Source organism: Mycobacterium sp. D16Q13, from assembly GCF_002013375.1.
Classification (GTDB): Bacteria; Actinomycetota; Actinomycetes; order Mycobacteriales; family Mycobacteriaceae; genus Mycobacterium.
The window spans coordinates 102,711-118,249 of the sequence record NZ_MAEW01000007.1 but is presented as its reverse complement, the minus strand read 5'-3'; the positions used below and the strand labels follow the sequence as shown (position 1 = coordinate 118,249).

Annotated in this window: 17 protein-coding genes; 13 read left to right on the top strand and 4 right to left on the bottom strand. The window is 65.8% G+C overall.

The genetic code is table 11. The annotated features are described in order from the left end of the window. Nucleotides 1-26: 26 nt before the first annotated feature. From B4400_RS07565 to B4400_RS07555, 3 genes are all read left to right on the top strand, one after another. Nucleotides 27-644, top strand: coding sequence for a hypothetical protein (locus tag B4400_RS07565; protein WP_139361304.1), 618 nt, complete (start codon nucleotides 27-29; stop codon nucleotides 642-644). 172 nt (nucleotides 645-816) lie between these two features. After that, nucleotides 817-1,410, top strand: a complete 594-nt coding sequence (locus B4400_RS07560) for a hypothetical protein (protein WP_078309147.1) — start codon at nucleotides 817-819, stop codon at nucleotides 1,408-1,410. Nucleotides 1,411-1,478: 68 nt separating this feature from the next. Next, on the top strand, nucleotides 1,479-2,021 hold the full coding sequence (locus B4400_RS07555; protein ID WP_078309146.1) for a hypothetical protein: 543 nt from the start codon (nucleotides 1,479-1,481) through the stop codon (nucleotides 2,019-2,021). Between the two features lies 1 nt (nucleotide 2,022). Here the strand turns inward: B4400_RS07555 and B4400_RS07550 are convergent, their stop codons facing one another. Then, nucleotides 2,023-2,889: a ribokinase gene (locus B4400_RS07550; protein WP_078309145.1), complete on the bottom strand. Its 867-nt coding sequence runs from the start codon at nucleotides 2,887-2,889 to the stop codon at nucleotides 2,023-2,025. A gap of 56 nt (nucleotides 2,890-2,945) precedes the next feature. On the opposite strand from B4400_RS07550, the gene B4400_RS07545 reads away from it, so the two are divergent. The 10 genes from B4400_RS07545 to B4400_RS07500 all read left to right on the top strand — a co-directional run bounded on the left by B4400_RS07545 (nucleotide 2,946) and on the right by B4400_RS07500 (nucleotide 12,301). Continuing rightward, nucleotides 2,946-4,250: a glutamate-5-semialdehyde dehydrogenase gene (locus B4400_RS07545; RefSeq protein ID WP_078309144.1), complete on the top strand. Its 1,305-nt coding sequence runs from the start codon at nucleotides 2,946-2,948 to the stop codon at nucleotides 4,248-4,250. 38 nt (nucleotides 4,251-4,288) lie between these two features. After that, a complete protein-coding gene (locus B4400_RS07540; protein WP_078309407.1) occupies nucleotides 4,289-5,137 on the top strand; it encodes an AAA family ATPase in 849 nt (282 codons plus the stop codon). Then, the gene (locus tag B4400_RS07535) at nucleotides 5,137-6,558 is read left to right on the top strand and encodes a vWA domain-containing protein (RefSeq protein WP_078309143.1); all 1,422 of its coding nucleotides are present in this window, start codon (nucleotides 5,137-5,139) and stop codon (nucleotides 6,556-6,558) included. The genes B4400_RS07540 and B4400_RS07535 overlap by 1 nt, the downstream gene beginning before the upstream one ends. Before the next feature lie 32 nt (nucleotides 6,559-6,590). Further along, complete coding sequence (nadD, locus tag B4400_RS07530) at nucleotides 6,591-7,250, top strand: nicotinate-nucleotide adenylyltransferase (RefSeq protein ID WP_170914941.1); 660 nt, start codon at nucleotides 6,591-6,593, stop codon at nucleotides 7,248-7,250. Beyond that, a complete protein-coding gene (rsfS, locus tag B4400_RS07525) occupies nucleotides 7,247-7,648 on the top strand; it encodes a ribosome silencing factor (protein ID WP_078309142.1) in 402 nt (133 codons plus the stop codon). The genes nadD and rsfS overlap by 4 nt, the downstream gene beginning before the upstream one ends. After that, nucleotides 7,645-8,310, top strand: a complete 666-nt coding sequence (gene gpgP, locus B4400_RS07520) for a glucosyl-3-phosphoglycerate phosphatase (RefSeq protein ID WP_078309141.1) — start codon at nucleotides 7,645-7,647, stop codon at nucleotides 8,308-8,310. The genes rsfS and gpgP overlap by 4 nt, the downstream gene beginning before the upstream one ends. Further along, nucleotides 8,297-9,040 (top strand): diglucosylglycerate octanoyltransferase, encoded by a 744-nt coding sequence (gene octT / locus B4400_RS07515; protein WP_078309140.1) that lies wholly within the window; start codon nucleotides 8,297-8,299, stop codon nucleotides 9,038-9,040. Before gpgP ends, octT begins: the two co-directional genes overlap by 14 nt. A gap of 3 nt (nucleotides 9,041-9,043) precedes the next feature. Continuing rightward, entirely contained in the window at nucleotides 9,044-9,880 is an 837-nt protein-coding gene (locus tag B4400_RS07510) for a DegV family protein (RefSeq protein WP_078309139.1), read from the top strand. A 94-nt stretch (nucleotides 9,881-9,974) separates the two neighbouring features. Next, nucleotides 9,975-10,769, top strand: a complete 795-nt coding sequence (locus B4400_RS07505; RefSeq protein WP_078309138.1) for a ComEA family DNA-binding protein — start codon at nucleotides 9,975-9,977, stop codon at nucleotides 10,767-10,769. Further along, nucleotides 10,766-12,301, top strand: coding sequence for a ComEC/Rec2 family competence protein (locus tag B4400_RS07500; protein WP_078309137.1), 1,536 nt, complete (start codon nucleotides 10,766-10,768; stop codon nucleotides 12,299-12,301). The genes B4400_RS07505 and B4400_RS07500 overlap by 4 nt, the downstream gene beginning before the upstream one ends. Before the next feature lie 43 nt (nucleotides 12,302-12,344). On the opposite strand, the gene B4400_RS07495 is transcribed toward B4400_RS07500, so the two are convergent. The 3 genes from B4400_RS07495 to B4400_RS07485 form a co-directional block, all read right to left on the bottom strand. Further along, nucleotides 12,345-13,760: an NAD(P)/FAD-dependent oxidoreductase gene (locus B4400_RS07495; RefSeq protein ID WP_078309136.1), complete on the bottom strand. Its 1,416-nt coding sequence runs from the start codon at nucleotides 13,758-13,760 to the stop codon at nucleotides 12,345-12,347. 85 nt (nucleotides 13,761-13,845) lie between these two features. Continuing rightward, nucleotides 13,846-15,171: a hypothetical protein gene (locus B4400_RS07490; protein WP_078309135.1), complete on the bottom strand. Its 1,326-nt coding sequence runs from the start codon at nucleotides 15,169-15,171 to the stop codon at nucleotides 13,846-13,848. Then, nucleotides 15,168-15,533, bottom strand: a complete 366-nt coding sequence (locus tag B4400_RS07485) for a hypothetical protein (RefSeq protein ID WP_078309134.1) — start codon at nucleotides 15,531-15,533, stop codon at nucleotides 15,168-15,170. The genes B4400_RS07490 and B4400_RS07485 overlap by 4 nt, the downstream gene beginning before the upstream one ends. Nucleotides 15,534-15,539: the final 6 nt, after the last annotated feature.

Genomic DNA, 15,539 nt, shown 5'->3' with positions numbered 1-15,539 from the left:
AAAATCTGGATCGAAGGAGAATGACCGTGTCAAAGAATGTCTTCGCTTGGTTGGCGGCGCTTTTCGTGGCCATCGGGCTGCTTTCGCAGACTGCTGTCGCAAGCGCCACCGCAGCAGATGAGGCCGAGATCCGGGATGTCACCGCGGGACGGCTGTCGGCGCTGCAGGCTGTGGACGCCGTGCAGTACGCGTCGTTCTTCTGCGGTGACGTTCGGGACAAGGTCGAATCGGATTGGGGGCAATCGTTCTCCCCGCCCGAGGTCAGCCGTTTGGAGGGCGCGAACCTGAAGAAGCTGCGTGCGAAGGTTCGCGAGGTGTTTCCACTGGCTTCCAACGCTGCCGTTGAGGACTTCGTGACCGCCGTGGACAACCAAGACCAGCAGGCGTTGTCGTCGGCGTGGCACCGTTTCTGGGTGGAAACCTTCGCGCACCTGACCTTCAAGGTCAGCAAGGTGACGGTGACCGGCGATACGGCCAACGCGACCATCGCGTTCCGCAACACCGGCGGACGTGGAAACGAGCCGCGGAAGTTCGTGCGCGAGGACGGCGTCTGGAAGGACTGCACACCCGAAGCCACGCAAACTGAAACTGCCATCGGCAACGATGAGCCGCTGCTGGAGGCCCTGACCGGAGCAGAGAGCTAACGGATCTCGCGGCCGGCAGCGCCATCACGAGCGCGATCTCCGCACGCCCGTTGGCTGGTAGGTTTGCTCGGTCAGGGTGCACGAGCTGATCTGTACTGATAGAAATTAGCTCGGAGACGAGTGGTCGATACGAGCGAGGGTTGTCATGGTTTGCCGGAGATGGGCCGGGGCGGTGCTGCTGGGGGCGCTGCTGTTCGGTGGGGTGGGTTGCACGCAAACCGTGGAGGGTGACGGTCAGCCCAATGCTGAGGCGCTCGCGACGGCGCGCGACGAGAATCAGATCAAGGCCCTGATCGAGAAGCAGAACACGTATACCTCGAGCTTTGATTTTGCGAAGCTGGCCGAGACCAAGTGTGCGAAGTATCGGGATGCCACCGCCCAGAGCGGACCGCCCATTCCGCCGATGAGCGACATCGCGCCGCCGGAGATCGCCACGGTGCCGGGCGCCGGTGATGCGCTGAGGGGGTTGCTGGCCCAGAAATTCCCCACGGTGCCGCAAGACGTCATCAATGCCGTGGTCGACAGTCTCGTCGCTCAGGACGAGCAGGCGTACCAGACGGCGATGCGCAATCTGCTGAAATCGCTCATCACCGTCAAGGTCACCGATGTGCAGAACATCGAAATCAAGGGTGACCAGGCCACCGCGGATATCACGATCACCACCACGTCGGGGAACAAGACCCCCTCGGAGGAGAAGCAGACCGTCAAGTACGTCAAGGAAGACGGAAAGTGGCTGGACTGCGCGCCGCCGGGCGGCGGGGCGTAGTCCGAACGTAACGGACGGTGTCCTGCGGCGATAACGTGATGAAGCACTGCCAACCAGGGGAGGGAACCGTGAAGCGAGCGTTCGCAGTCGTCGCAGCGGTCGCTACGCTGGCCACACTCGGGGCCCCCGGTGCGGGTGCGGCGCCCAACCGTGACGCGGTGACAGAGCATGTGCGGGCCTGGGAAAAGGCATACAACGACGTCGACACCAACAAGATCGGCGACCTGACCTGCGATAAGTATCGCGACCGCGAAATGGCGAACAACGAGTCGCGGATCCCGACATGGGACGACTTCGTCAAGCCCTCGGATCTGTATGCCAAGTTCCCCAAACTCACCCAGGGAACGCTGGATCAGCTGCTTGACGCCGCCAAACGCAAGGACGCCGCCGCCTTCCGGCAGGCCTCGGTGCAGGTAGTGCGGGAGAACGCGCATCTGACGGTCACCACCATCGACAAGGTCAATGTCATCGAGGCCAAGAACGCGACGGCCACGGTGACCACGTCATCGGTGTGGGGCAACGATTCGCCCAAGACCACCACGTCCGATTGGTACCTGACCTACGAGCGTGATGCCTGGCGGTACTGCAACCCGGTCCTGACGGTCCGCTGACTCAGGCCCCCTTGAGCGACAGCTCGATCCTGGCCGCCGAGGGAGCACAGTTTCCGGCGCCTGTGCGCAGTGTGGCGAGCGCACCGGCCACATTCGCCCGCCGTAGGGCCGTCTCGGCTCCGTGCGGCCACCACGCCGCCAGCACGCCGGCGAACACATCACCGGCGCCGGTGGTGTCGATCGGCCGCACTGGATACGACGGAACCGTGATCTCCCCCTGAGGGCTGCGGTAACGCGATCCCTCGTCGCCCAGCGTGGTCACCAGGTGCCGCGACGGATACAGCCAGGATTTGGCCTCGGTCTCGTTCACGATGACCACGCTCGCGCGAAAGGCCAGCTCCGCCAGGTCCGGTGAGCGCTCGGGTACCGGGGAAGCGTTGAGTACGAATTGCTTACCGGCCTCGGCGGCCCACCGCGCCGCTATCAGAGCGACCGGAACCGGGATCTCCAACTGGCACAGCAACACATCGTGCGAGCAGATGATGTCCTTGTGCACCTTCTCGTCCAAGGTGAAGGCACTGTTGGCGCCGGGAGCCACCACGATGGAGTTCTCCCCGGAATCCTCCACGGTGATAGTGGCCATTCCACTGGGCCCGTCCACCTCGACGAGTCCGTCGAGGCCAATGTTGTTGTCTGCCAAGTGGGATCGCAGCATCGGTGCGGCGCCATCGGATCCCACCGCTCCGATGAACTGCACTGAGGCGCCCGCACGCGCCGCGGCGACGGCCTGATTGGCGCCCTTGCCTCCTGGAGAGGGCAGGGCCGACGTCGCCAGCACCGTCGCACCTGGGGCGGGCAGCTCCTCCACCCGCAACGTCAGATCCATGTTGACGCTGCCGAGGACACATACTGTGGCTAACTCGGTCACCCGCCTAGGCTAGTCCTGGCGCAGCTACATTTCGGGCACCCGGATACCCTGACACGATGAGCGTTTCAACCAACGAGTTGGCCGCACCCACGGCGGACGTCTCCGGTGCCGCCGCAGATCTGCGCGCAGACGTTCATGATGCCGCCCGGCGGGCGCGGGTCGCGGCCCGCGATCTGGCCCGGCTCACCGCGGACACGAAGAACATCGCGCTTGGTGCGGCGGCCGATGCGATTGTCGCCGCCACCGATTCGATCATCACGGCCAACGCCGATGACCTGCAGCGAGCCCGAGACGCCGGTATCGGTGTGGCCATGCTCGACCGTCTCGCGCTGGACGAGCGCCGGATCGCCGGGATAGCCGATGGGCTGCGTCAGGTCGCAGGTCTGCCGGACCCCATCGGGGAGGTGCTGCGCGGTTCCACCCGGCCCAACGGATTGCGGTTACGTCAGCTCAGGGTGCCGCTCGGCGTGGTCGGCATGGTGTACGAGGGGCGACCGAACGTCACGGTCGACGCATTCGGGTTGACCCTCAAGTCGGGCAACGCGGTGCTGCTGCGCGGCAGCTCGTCGGCCGCAACCTCCAACACCGAACTCGTGCGGGTGCTGCGTGAATCGCTGCTCGCCAGCGGGCTGCCCGCCGATGCCGTCCAGCTGCTCGACAGCCAGGACCGGGTGACGGTGACCCATCTCATCCAGGCACGCGGCCTCGTGGATGTCGTGATTCCGCGCGGCGGTGCCGGCCTCATCGACGCCGTGGTCCGCGACGCGCAGGTGCCTACCATCGAAACCGGGGTCGGCAATTGTCACGTGTATGTGCATGCCGATGCCGACCTCGAGCTGGCCGAGCGGATCCTGTTGAACTCCAAGACCCGTCGCCCGAGCGTGTGCAATGCCGCCGAGACGCTCCTCATCGACCGTGAGATCGCGGAGGCCGCGGTGCCGCGACTCATCGGCGCGCTGCAGGCCGCCGGGGTCACCGTGCACGGTGACCTGGCAGTGCCCGGCGTTGTTCCGCTGACCGAGACGGACTTCGGCACCGAATACCTGTCGTTGGATATCGCGGCCGCCGTCGTCGACGATCTCGACGCCGCGGTTCGCCACATCGAGCAGTACTCCAGTGGGCACACCGATGCCATCGTTACCGCGAATCTTGGTGCAGCCCAGGAATTTACCGATCGTGTGGACAGCGCGGCCGTGATGGTCAACGCCTCCACCGCGTTCACCGACGGCGAGCAGTTCGGCTTCGGCGCGGAGATCGGCATCTCGACTCAGAAGCTGCACGCCCGTGGCCCCATGGGGCTGCCCGAACTGACCACAACCAAGTGGATCGTCTTCGGAGACGGTCAGATCCGTCCCGCCTAACACCTGGAGAACGAGTGGACCGAACCGAGACCGCGCCGATGTTCACGAGCATCGACGACGTCATCGCCCGGCTGGCCGAGACCGGATACCTCGCTGACACCGCCACGGCGACAGCGGTATTTCTTGCCGACCGGCTGGGCAAGCCGCTACTGGTGGAAGGTCCTGCGGGCGTCGGTAAGACCGAATTGGCCAGAGCCGTAGCACAAACCACGGGCTCGGGCCTGGTGCGTCTGCAGTGCTACGAAGGTGTCGACGAGGCGCGTGCGCTGTACGAGTGGAACCACGCCAAGCAGATCTTGCGTATCCAGGCCGGGTCGGGCAACTGGGACGAGACCAAGACCGACGTCTTCGCCGAGGAATTCCTGCTCTCTCGGCCGCTGCTCACCGCGATCCGCCGCGAGGATCCCACGGTTCTCCTCATCGACGAGACCGACAAAGCCGATATCGAGATCGAGGGCCTGCTGCTGGAGGTGCTCAGTGATTTCGCGGTCACCGTCCCGGAGTTGGGCACCATCCAGGCGAGCCGCAAGCCGTTCGTTCTCCTGACCTCCAACGCCACCCGCGAGCTGTCCGAGGCGCTCAAGCGGCGCTGCTTGTTCCTGCACATCGATTTCCCCGATGCCGAGCTGGAACGGCGCATTCTGCTCAAACGGGTGCCGGAGCTGCCCGCCGCCCTCGCAGAGGAGCTGGTGCGCATCATCGGAGTGCTGCGCAGCATGCAGCTCAAGAAGGTTCCCTCGGTGGCCGAGACCATCGACTGGGGGCGCACCATTCTGGCGCTCGGCCTGGACACCCTCGACGATGCCGTCATCGCGTCGACGCTCGGCGTGATTCTCAAACATCACTCCGACCAGCAGCGGGCCGCAGGAGAGCTGAGGCTGAACTAATGCCCGCGCGTAAGCCTCCCAAGCCGACCCTGCCCCTGGCGCCGCATGGTCTGCCAGGGCATCTGGTGGGTTTCGTGGAAGCACTGCGCGAACAGGGCATCTCGGTGGGTCCGTCGGAGACGGTGGACGCGGGCCGGGTGATGACGGTGCTAGGACTGCAGAGCCGCACCGAACTCCGTGAAGGTCTGGCTTGCGCGGTCTTGCGTCGCGCCGATCATCGGCCCACCTTCGACGTGCTGTTCGACCTGTGGTTCCCGCCCGCGCTGGGCGCCCGTTTCGTCGAGGTCGACGAGGACGGCATCGACATCGACGATATCGAGCAGGTGCGGGAGCAGCTGATCGACCTGCTGGCCTCCGACGCCGGCGACCTGCCATTGAATTCGTTGATCGCGCAGATCGTGGAGGCGTACGGGAAGTACAACTCCACCCGGGGGACGTCCTACTCGGCCTACCAGGCCATGAAATCGCTGTCTTTGGACCAGATCGAGGCCAAACTGCTGATGGGCCTGCTCGGCAGTGGCGACTCCGATTCCCCAGCGTCACCAACGGACCAGGCCGTCGCGAAAGCGATTGCCAAACAGCGCATCTCGAAGGTGCGCCAGCTCGTCGAGGCGGAGACCAAACGCCGCACGGCCGAACAGCTGGGGCGCGAACGCGTGACCGCGTATGGGGTGCCGCAATTGGCCGAGAACGTGGAGTTCCTGCGAGCTTCAGGGGAGCAGCTGCGCAACATGCAGCGGGTGGTGCACCCGTTGGCGCGGATGTTGGCCAGCCGTCTGGCGGCCCGGCGCCGCCGTGCCCACACCGGTCAGATCGATCTGCGCCGCACCCTGCGCAAGTCCATGTCCACCGGCGGTGTGCCCATCGACGTCGTACAGAAGAAGCCCCGTCCGGCCCGCCCCGAGCTGGTGGTGCTCTGTGACGTGTCGGGATCGGTGGCCGGGTTCTCGCATTTCACGTTGCTGCTGGTGCACGCACTGCGTCAGCAATTCTCGCGGGTGCGTGTCTTTGCGTTCATCGACACCACCGACGAGGTGACCCACCTCTTCACACCCGACACCGATCTTGCCGAGGCCATCGTGCGGATCACCCGGGAGGCGGAGGTGTTCACCGGCGACGGACACAGTGACTACGGGCACGCGTTCAAGACGTTCGTCGAGAAGTTCCCGACGGTCCTTTCCCCCCGGAGTGCGCTGCTCATCCTGGGTGACGGACGCACCAACTACCGCAATCCCGCGGTTGAGGTGCTCACCTCGATGGTGTCCTCCAGCAGGCACGCACACTGGCTCAATCCCGAGCCCAAGAACCACTGGGGAACCGGTGATTCGGCCGCCACGCGCTACCAGGACGCCATCACCATGCACGAATGCCGATCGGCGAAGCAGTTGGCCTCGGTGATCGACAACCTGCTGCCCGTCTAGCGCCGGTCATCACTCCAGTAAGCTGGCAATTCGTGCAATCTGTCCCCGACACTCTTCGCGCCAGCGGCTCAGCGCAGCGCCGCCGACTTGGCGTGATGGGCGGGACGTTCGACCCCATCCATAATGGTCACCTGGTTGCCGCCAGCGAGGTTGCCGACCGGTTTGAACTCGACGAGGTCATTTTCGTCCCGACGGGAGAGCCGTGGCAGAAGCAGGGGCGCAAGGTCAGCCCGGCCGAGCATCGGTACCTGATGACCGTCATCGCGACCGCATCAAATCCGCGGTTCACCGTCAGCCGGGCCGATATTGACCGTGGCGGGGCGACCTACACCGTCGACACCCTGGTCGACCTGCGCGACGCGCATCCCGACGCGGACCTGTACTTCATCACCGGCGCAGACGCGCTGGCATCGATCCTGTCGTGGGAGAACTGGGAGCAGCTGTTCACCTTGGCCAAGTTCATAGGGGTCAGCCGACCCGGATACGAACTGAGTTCCGATCACATCGCCCATGCCGAGCTGCCTCCTGACGGGCTCTCGCTCGTCGAAGTGCCCGCGCTCGCCATCTCGTCGACCGACTGCCGGATTCGGGCGGGCCAGGAGCGGCCGATTTGGTACCTGGTACCGGACGGGGTCGTGCAATACGTCGCAAAACATCAGCTTTACAGTCAGAACCGAGGGGACGCCGCATGACCGCCACCGCAGATGCCGTCGAGCTAGCGACGCTGGCCGCACAGGCAGCCGCAGCCAAGCTCGCCACCGATGTCGTCGTCATCGACGTCTCCGAACAACTAGTCATCACCGACTGCTTCGTGATCGCCTCGGCCTCTAACGAGCGCCAGGTGAACGCGATCGTCGACGAGGTGGAAGAGCAGCTGCGCCGGGGCGGTCACAAGCCGGTGCGCCGCGAAGGCGGACGCGAGGGACGCTGGACGCTCCTGGACTATGTGGATGTGGTTGTCCACGTCCAGCATGAAGACGAGCGCAATTACTATGCGCTGGAGCGGCTTTGGCGTGACTGCCCGACCATCCCGGTGGACCTGGACGCGGTACCGGTCGACGCCCCGGCCGACACGGAGGACGGCGCATGATCCGTCGGTTGGTGCTGCTGCGACATGGGCAGACGACCTTCAATGCCGACAGCCGGATGCAGGGACAGCTGGACACCGGACTGTCGGATCTGGGCCGGGCGCAGGCGGTTGCGGCCGCCGAAGTGCTGGCCAAGCGGCTGCCACTGGTGATTGTGTCCTCGGATTTGCAGCGGGCGTATGACACCGCGACGGCGCTGGCGGATCGCTGCCATGTCGGGGTGTCGGTCGATGAGCGGCTGCGGGAGACCCATCTCGGCGATTGGCAGGGGTTGACCCATCACGAGGTCGACGCCATTGCCCCCGGCGCCCGGGCCGCGTGGCGCGATGATGCGACACTGGCGCCTCATGGCGGAGAGAGCCGCATCGACGTCGCCAATCGCAGCGTGCCCCTCGTCGCCGAACTCGTTGACTCGGTGACGGAATGGGGAACCGACGAGCGCGATCACCCGGTGGTCCTCGTTGCCCACGGCGGTCTGATCGCCGCGCTCACCGCCGCGCTGCTGCGTCTGGATATCAGCAACTGGCCGGTGCTCGGCGGGATGGGCAATGCGAGCTGGGTCCAGCTGGGCGGACATTCGGCGGACGGTGCCGGATTCGACGACATCCGGTGGCGCCTGGATGTGTGGAACGCCTCGGCGCAGGTGACCAATGACGTCCTCTGAGGGAGGCTCAGAGCGCAAGAAGCTGCTGATCTTTGCGGACTCGCTGTCCTACTACGGCCCAACCGGGGGCTTGCCGGCCGACGACCCCAGAATTTGGCCCAATATCGTTGGGCGGCATCTCGGTTGGGATGTCGAACTGATCGCCCGAATCGGCTGGACCTGCCGGGACGTGTGGTGGGCGGCCATCCAGGACCCGCGGGCGTGGGCGGCGGTACCGCACGCCGGTGCCGTCATCTTCGCGACGAGCGGCATGGATTCGCTGCCTTCGCCGCTTCCGACGGCCTTGCGGGAGTCGATCAGGCTGATTCGTCCGCCGAGGTTGCGCAGCTGGATCCGCGACGGGTACGGCTGGTTGCAGCCCCGGCTTTCGCCCATCGCGCGGGTGGCACTGCCCCCCAAGCTCACGGTGGAATATCTTGAAAAGACCCGTGGCGCACTGGATTTCAACCGCCCGGGGCTGCCCATGGTCGCCTCGCTGCCGTCGGTGCACATCGCCGAGTCATATGGCCGCGTGCACTCGGGCAGAGAAGCCACCGCGTCCGCCATCCAGACCTGGGCGTCGGAACACAAGATGCCGGTGGTGGACCTGAAGGAAGCCGTCGGCGAGGAGATCTTCTCGGGACGCGGGAACCCGGACGGAATCCACTGGAACTTTGTCGCGCATGAGCGCGTTGCCGAATTGATGATCAACGCGCTGCGGTCCGTGCTGCCCGAGCTCGGGGTTCGGTGACCCATGCCGGTTGTGGTGGTGACGGACACCGGGGCGCGGCTGCAACCGCAAGACGCCGAGATGCTGGGCATCCGGCTGGTGCCGCTGCATGTGTTGACCGGCGACCTGGACCTGCGTGACGGCGTGGATCCCATCCCCGCCTCGGTGTACGAGAAGGGCCGCGCCACCACCGCCGGTGCGTCGCCGGCCGAGCTGACCGAGGTGTACCGGCAGGCCCTGATCGACAGCGCCGGCGACGGCGTGGTCGCGGTCCATCTGTCCGGCAGATTGTCGAGCACTTTCGAAGCCGCCGAACAGGCGGCCCGTGAGTACGGCGATCAGCTGCATGTCGTTGATTCACGGTCGGCCGCGATGGGCAGCGGCTTCGTCGCGCTGGCCGCGGCCCGGGCCGCGGCCGCCGGTGCCGACCTGAGTGCGGCGTACCAGGCCGCGCGGGATGCGGTGGGGCGCAGCCGATGTGTCATGGTGGTGCACAAATTGGACCATTTGCGGCGCAGCGGACGGATCAGTGCCACCTCGTCCTGGCTCGGCACCGCGCTGGCCCTCAAGCCGGTGTTGCAGATCGACGATGACGGAAAGCTCGTTCTCGCGCAGCGCGTCCGCACCGCCACCAAGGCGATCGGCGCGATGGTCGACAACATCGTCGACTTCGTGGGGGAGCGTCGCGTCTCGGTGACGATCCACCACGTTGACAACACCGAAACCGCCGAGAAGGTCAACGAACTGGTGTGCTCACGGCTGAATACCGCGCATGATCCGGTGATCTCAGAGATGGGGCCGGTACTGGCAGTGCACGTGGGGCCTGGCGCTGTCGGGGTATGCGCCGAACCCGTGGAGTGAGGTAGGGCGTTCGGAGTTCTCCACAGCTCTGCATTGATCCACAGATGCCCCGCCACCTCTGGCCGGATGGTCCGGCGCTTTCTAGCGTCGGGATATGGAATCCGAGCTGCTGCACCGACGCCTTGCGCCACCCGGGCGTGAGAGTGATGACGATGACGACGACGTCGCGGGGGCGGCCGGTGCTGAGCCGGATTCCGCCTTGCGCTGGCTCCCGGATTCACTGACGCCCGGCGGTCCGCGCGGGTGGCTGGAGTCCGTCCGCACCGACCCCGGTCGCGCCGGGATTGTCGCTCTGGGCGCCATCGGCGTGCTGGCGGTGTTGGTCACGATCTTCACCGTGATGCGGCAGCCTCCACCGCCGGTGAGTGCACAACTTCCTCCGGTGCAACCGGTTTCATCGAGCTCGGCGTCCGCGCCGAGTTCCTTGGTCATCAGTGTGGCCGGCCTGGTGAAGCGACCGGGTCTGGTCACCTTGTCCAGTGGTGCCCGGGTCGCCGACGCGGTGACAGCGGCCGGGGGTGCGGTCGACGGCGCCGATGTCGTGACGCTCAACATGGCTCGGCCGGTGACGGATGGCGATCAGATAGTGGTCGGCCTGGCTCCGGCGCCCGGGCAGCCCGTAGGGATGACGAGCTCGATTATCGCCGCCGGGCAGCCACCTTCCGCCAGTGCAGGCGCCAGGGGGCCGATACCGCCGGGACGGATAAACCTCAACACGGCAACCGAATCCGAACTGGATACGCTGCCCGGCGTGGGGCCGGTCATGGCGGCGTCGATTGTGCGGTGGCGTTCTGAACATGGCAAGTTCACCAGCGTCGATCAGCTCTCGGAGGTCGACGGGTTCGGCCCCGCGCGGCTGGACAAGCTGCGCGCCCTTGTCGTGTTGTGACCCATGCCGATCTCGTGAATGTCGGCCGCGACGATGAGTCCCTTCTGGATCTGCGTCTGGTACCGCCAGCGCTTGCCGCCTGGGCCGCTACCGCGGCGGGAATCCTTTGGCCGATAGGCTATTTCCTGGCGGCGGTGCTGGCGCTGGGAGCGCTGATCGTGCACCTATCTCGTCGTCGGCTGAACAAGGCCTTCGGCACGGCGGTGCTCGTCGTCCTCATCGCCGGTATTGGATTCTCGGTCGCCGCGGCCATCCGACGTGACGGGGTGCAGAGTCATCCCTTGCGCTCTCGCGTGGGACACGTTGTTGCCGTACAGCTGCGGGTCACGGAGGACCCGCGATCGATCACCGGCGGGCGTGCGATGGTGCGCGCCGATCTCGTCGCGATGGGTGATCCCGCACAGCCACGTGGTGGCTCCGTCATCATCTTCGGGTCGTCGTCATTGCTCGGCACCGTTGCGGTCGGCGACACGGTGGCGGCGCGTGTGGTGGTCACCCGTTCCGCGCGGCATGATCTGACCGTCGCCACGCTCACCACCGTGGGAGAACCCACGGTCATGGGCCACTCGCCAGTTCATGGCGCGGCCAATGGCATTCGTGATCGATTTGTCGAGGTCGCGCGAAATGCGCTGCCTGCCGACCAAGCCGCGCTGCTGCCGGCGTTGGTACTGGGGGATACCAGTGCGCTCGACGAGGGCACCGTCGCGATGTTTCGAGCGTCGGGACTCACGCACCTCATGGCGGTATCGGGGGCCAACGTGTCCATCGTGTGCGGGGCCGTGCTGCTCCTCGGGCGACTGGTGGGCCTGCGGGCCTCGGTGATGTTGGCGGGGCTCGTTTTGGTCGGCTTCGTCATCCTCGTCAGACCCTCGCCGAGCGTGTTGAGAGCGGCGGTGATGGGTGCGATCGGACTGCTTGGTGTGTTGACCTCGCGGCGTCGACAGGCAGTACCGGCCCTGGCGGCAACGACTTTGGTGCTGCTCGCCATGGCACCGGGTCTAGCCGTTGACATTGGGTTTGCGTTGTCGGTGGTCGCCACGGCGGCCCTGGTGGCGCTTGCGCCGCGATGGTCGACGCGCATGACCGCCCGGGGCTGGCCAAAACCACTGGCCGATGCCGTATGCATCGCGGTGGCGGCGCAGGTGGTCACCGCGCCGCTGATTGCGGCGATCTCTGGAAGCGTCAGCACGGCTTCCGTCGCCGCGAACGTGGTCGCGGGCATCGTGATCGCGCCCATCACCATCCTCGGTACCTCGGCCGCGGGGCTTGCCATGATCTCACCGCTGAGCGCGGGTCTGCTGGTGCGGTTCTGTGGCCCGGAACTGTGGTGGCTTCTCCACGTCGCCGACTACGCGGCCGCCGGTGGATCGGCAGCGATTTCTGTGCCATCGGGTGTCATCGGATTCCTGACTGTGGCCGTCGCGCTGGCGCTTTCGGTGTGGTTGTGGCGCCGGCGGTGGTTCCGTGCAGTGATCTGGTTCGCGGCGCTGTGCGTGCTCGCGTTGGTTATCTCGGCGAGGCTGGTGAGCTGATGGGGATCTCTGCATCCTGTCGCTCGTAGCCGGGCACTACGGGCTACGTCCTGGAAACGGCGAGTTGGCGGCGCGGTGATTCCACGGGTGCGTCTGGCCGACGCCAGCCGTGGCGCAGCACCCGCAGCAGGAATGCGGGCCGCCGCATCTGGGATGGTGAGTCGTGCAGGTGGTTGACGCGCAGGATCGTTTCAGTGATGCGAATGTCCTCACGCGCCGCGGCCATCATCGCGAGCGCCCACCAGGCCAACAACCGCCAGGCGATGCGTTGCGTGACAGAAGCATTCGCTGGTGCTCCGGTGAATAGAGGTGCCGCCAACTTGTTCTGTTGCCACACCGCGTTGATGCGTCGACCGACGGCGTCGAAGTACCGGTGGGCGAGCTCGGCATCGCCGGCGATGAGGCAGTCCCTCAGTATCAGCGCCTCTGTGAGGGCCATGGTCATCCCCTGGCCCTTGATGGGATCCAGACTGCAGATCGCGTCGCCGATCACCAGCAGCCCCTCGGGGAACTGCTGAAGGTGGTCATAGCGTCGCCACACGGCTTCGTGATAGCGGTAGGTGTGTACGTCGTCGATCGGCACCCCGGACCGGATGGTCTCCACCAACTCGGTCGGTGCGAATTGTTCTGCAAATGACATCATTTCGTCGAAGGTGGTGGGCGGTTCCTCCATATCGAACCTGCCCAGCGTCACCATGACGGTGCCGTTCTCGCAGCGGGCGATCGCTCCACCATGCGGGTGTTCCGGTGCCGGGTTGAAGAAGGTCAGCTTGTCCATCGCGACGTCATCGGACACGTGCACGAGCTGGCTGGCGTACGTCACGGGCGATGCCATGCGGACCTCGGCAGGCCTTTCGCATCCGAGCCGATCCAAGAACGTTTGCGTCCGTGGAGTCCGTCCGGTGGCGTCAACCACCAGGTCTGCGATGAGTGTTGTGACCAGCCCTGTGGATCGTCGCGCTACGCGAACGCCGGTGACGCGGTGTTCCTCGGTCATCGGTTCGATGACATCGTGCCCATCGAGGAACCTGACGTTGTCGATCAGTCGAACATGTTGTCGTACATGGGACTCCAGAAAGGGGCGGGTTGTGAGATAGAGCTTGAACGTTCCCGGGTCACGGAACTTGTCCGATCGGTTGAACATCTCATGTGGTCCGATCAGCATCTTGATGCGCGAGAGGTCACCCTCGTCGCAGACGGTGGCTCCGTCCGCCCGGAGCTCTCCGAGAATGCCGGGGAACAGTTGTTCCAGCGCTTCGGTGCCCGAGCTCATGAACATGTGAATGTGCTGGCCCTGCCGCACGCCGCTGCGCGGGGTAGCGCCCACGCCCAGTTCGTCGCGTTCGACCACCGTGACCGATTCGTAAGACTCCGACAGCACCCTGGCTGCCAGTAGTCCGGCCATCCCAGCCCCGAGGACTACCGCGTGATCTCTGTGTTCCCGCTTTTCAGGTGTCATCGCCGATCCTTTCGTCTCGATGCACCCTACTCTTATTAATCTCTTAATTTCTTAGAAAAGACTTAGATTTGAGACGGTCGTGTCGTCAGCCGCCAAAGAGCAGGTACAGCCCGGTGAAGGTGTACCCGACCATCACCAGCATCATCGCCAGCTGGCCGGTCACCTGGTGTCTCCGGGGCAAGACCTGCAGGGCGCGGTCGTGCGCGGCCATGACGCCCGCGATGTGCCCGGCCAGCACGAAACCCACCTTGAGCGTCGCAAGCACCGACGGGTGCATCGACAACACATACGAGACGTCGACCGTGGAGAACCATCCGCGCCCAAGGGGGTCGGCGAGCCGCAGCAGTGTCTGCTGGCCGCGCTCCACGAGGTAGGTCAGATAGTGGGCGAATACATAACCGATGACGATCGGGATCAGTGAGTGTGCCAGCAGGCCAGGCAGTTCGCGCCGGGTGCCAGGGGTGACACCGCCGGTCGCGCGCGCGGCCAGACAGAAGGTGGTGGCGACCGTGGCCACGAAGACCGTCAGCCCCGCGGTGCGGATCGCGATGGCCGCCACTGTCGAGCCACCGGCGAGTTCGTCGACGAACGCGCGCCAGCCGGGCATGGCCGAGAAACTGTCGAATGCGGTCGAGCCCAGCAGGACCGCGAGCACCGCCACGACGCCCGGACGAATCGGCAGCGACGGCAGATGGTCGAACGGATTGCCAAGTGCGATACGGCCGTCGGTGTTGCGCCGCACGGGTGACAGCCGCGAGGCCACCATGCTGTAGACCTCGAACGGATCGGCCCGTGCACACCAGCGCGTGCCACATGCCAGCGCGCCCGCGAGAGTTATCGCCGCGTACGCCAGGAGCCAGATCTTCACCGCGCGAGGCGATCCGGGGTCCGCGCTGGCCAGCTCCAGCCACACGAACAGGTACAGTCCGGCGGCCGCGGGCCAATATCCCCACCGGCGTGGGTATTCGACCGGCGGGGGCCGTCGCGAGAAGGCCAGTAATCGGTACACGGCGCGCACGGGCGATAGCGCACGCCACACTGGCCCGAACAGTAGCGACAACGCGACCACGCCGACCCACAGCAATACGTAGAAGACGCCCGGCAGCGGATTCCCGCCGTCCTGTGGCCCGCATATCGCCGCCACGGTGACCCATGCGGTCGCCAGGAGTACCAGTGCGGTACCGGCCCAGCGCGCGGCCGGACGGTCGGCGGCGGCCGTGATCCAGGCCGGCAGTGGTCGCCCGGGCCGGGCTGCGTCGAACCGGGGCTTCTTCCAGGCCAGCGCAACCACGGCGAAGGTGAACGTCAACGCCCACGCCGCGCCGATCAATGCATAGGTATAGGGGATCGGAAGATCGGATGACCCGCCCAGGCCGTGGGCGAGTACGGCCGTCGACCGGCCGGCGGTCACGGCTGTACGGAGATCGTGGCGATCGTCTTCTTGAGTTTGTGGAGCTCGACGTCGACCTTGCCGGGCACGGTGACGCTGAACTGGAACGTCTGGCCGCTCTTCGGCTCGATCTCGAAGCTGTGGTCGGGAGTGGAGTGAACGTGCAGTTCGTCGGCGGCATCGCTGTCCACGCGGATCACGATGGGTTCGGAGACCCGCGTGTGCACTGTGGCGTTGCTCGGCGTGACGACCCCGCCCTTGATGGTGACATCGATGGTCAGCTCGGGCGCCGGTGTGCTGGATCCGGTGGCGGCGCTATCCCTTGATGTGACACAGCCGGCGCAGATCAGCGCTGCGGCGGCGATCGCGGTCAGGGCTCTCATCCTCAT

What these genes read in the sequence shown, in the direction of transcription:
- octT (WP_078309140.1), top strand. Translation starts at nt 8,297, where the DNA reads ATGACGTCCTCTGAGGGAGGCTCAGAGCGCAAGAAGCTGCTGATCTTT.
- B4400_RS07505 (WP_078309138.1), top strand. Translation starts at nt 9,975, where the DNA reads ATGGAATCCGAGCTGCTGCACCGACGCCTTGCGCCACCCGGGCGTGAG.
- gpgP (WP_078309141.1), top strand. Translation starts at nt 7,645, where the DNA reads ATGATCCGTCGGTTGGTGCTGCTGCGACATGGGCAGACGACCTTCAAT.
- B4400_RS07540 (WP_078309407.1), top strand. Translation starts at nt 4,289, where the DNA reads ATGTTCACGAGCATCGACGACGTCATCGCCCGGCTGGCCGAGACCGGA.
- B4400_RS07495 (WP_078309136.1), bottom strand. Translation starts at nt 13,760, where the DNA reads ATGACACCTGAAAAGCGGGAACACAGAGATCACGCGGTAGTCCTCGGG.
- B4400_RS07545 (WP_078309144.1), top strand. Translation starts at nt 2,946, where the DNA reads ATGAGCGTTTCAACCAACGAGTTGGCCGCACCCACGGCGGACGTCTCC.
- B4400_RS07485 (WP_078309134.1), bottom strand. Translation starts at nt 15,533, where the DNA reads ATGAGAGCCCTGACCGCGATCGCCGCCGCAGCGCTGATCTGCGCCGGC.
- B4400_RS07535 (WP_078309143.1), top strand. Translation starts at nt 5,137, where the DNA reads ATGCCCGCGCGTAAGCCTCCCAAGCCGACCCTGCCCCTGGCGCCGCAT.
- B4400_RS07510 (WP_078309139.1), top strand. Translation starts at nt 9,044, where the DNA reads ATGCCGGTTGTGGTGGTGACGGACACCGGGGCGCGGCTGCAACCGCAA.
- rsfS (WP_078309142.1), top strand. Translation starts at nt 7,247, where the DNA reads ATGACCGCCACCGCAGATGCCGTCGAGCTAGCGACGCTGGCCGCACAG.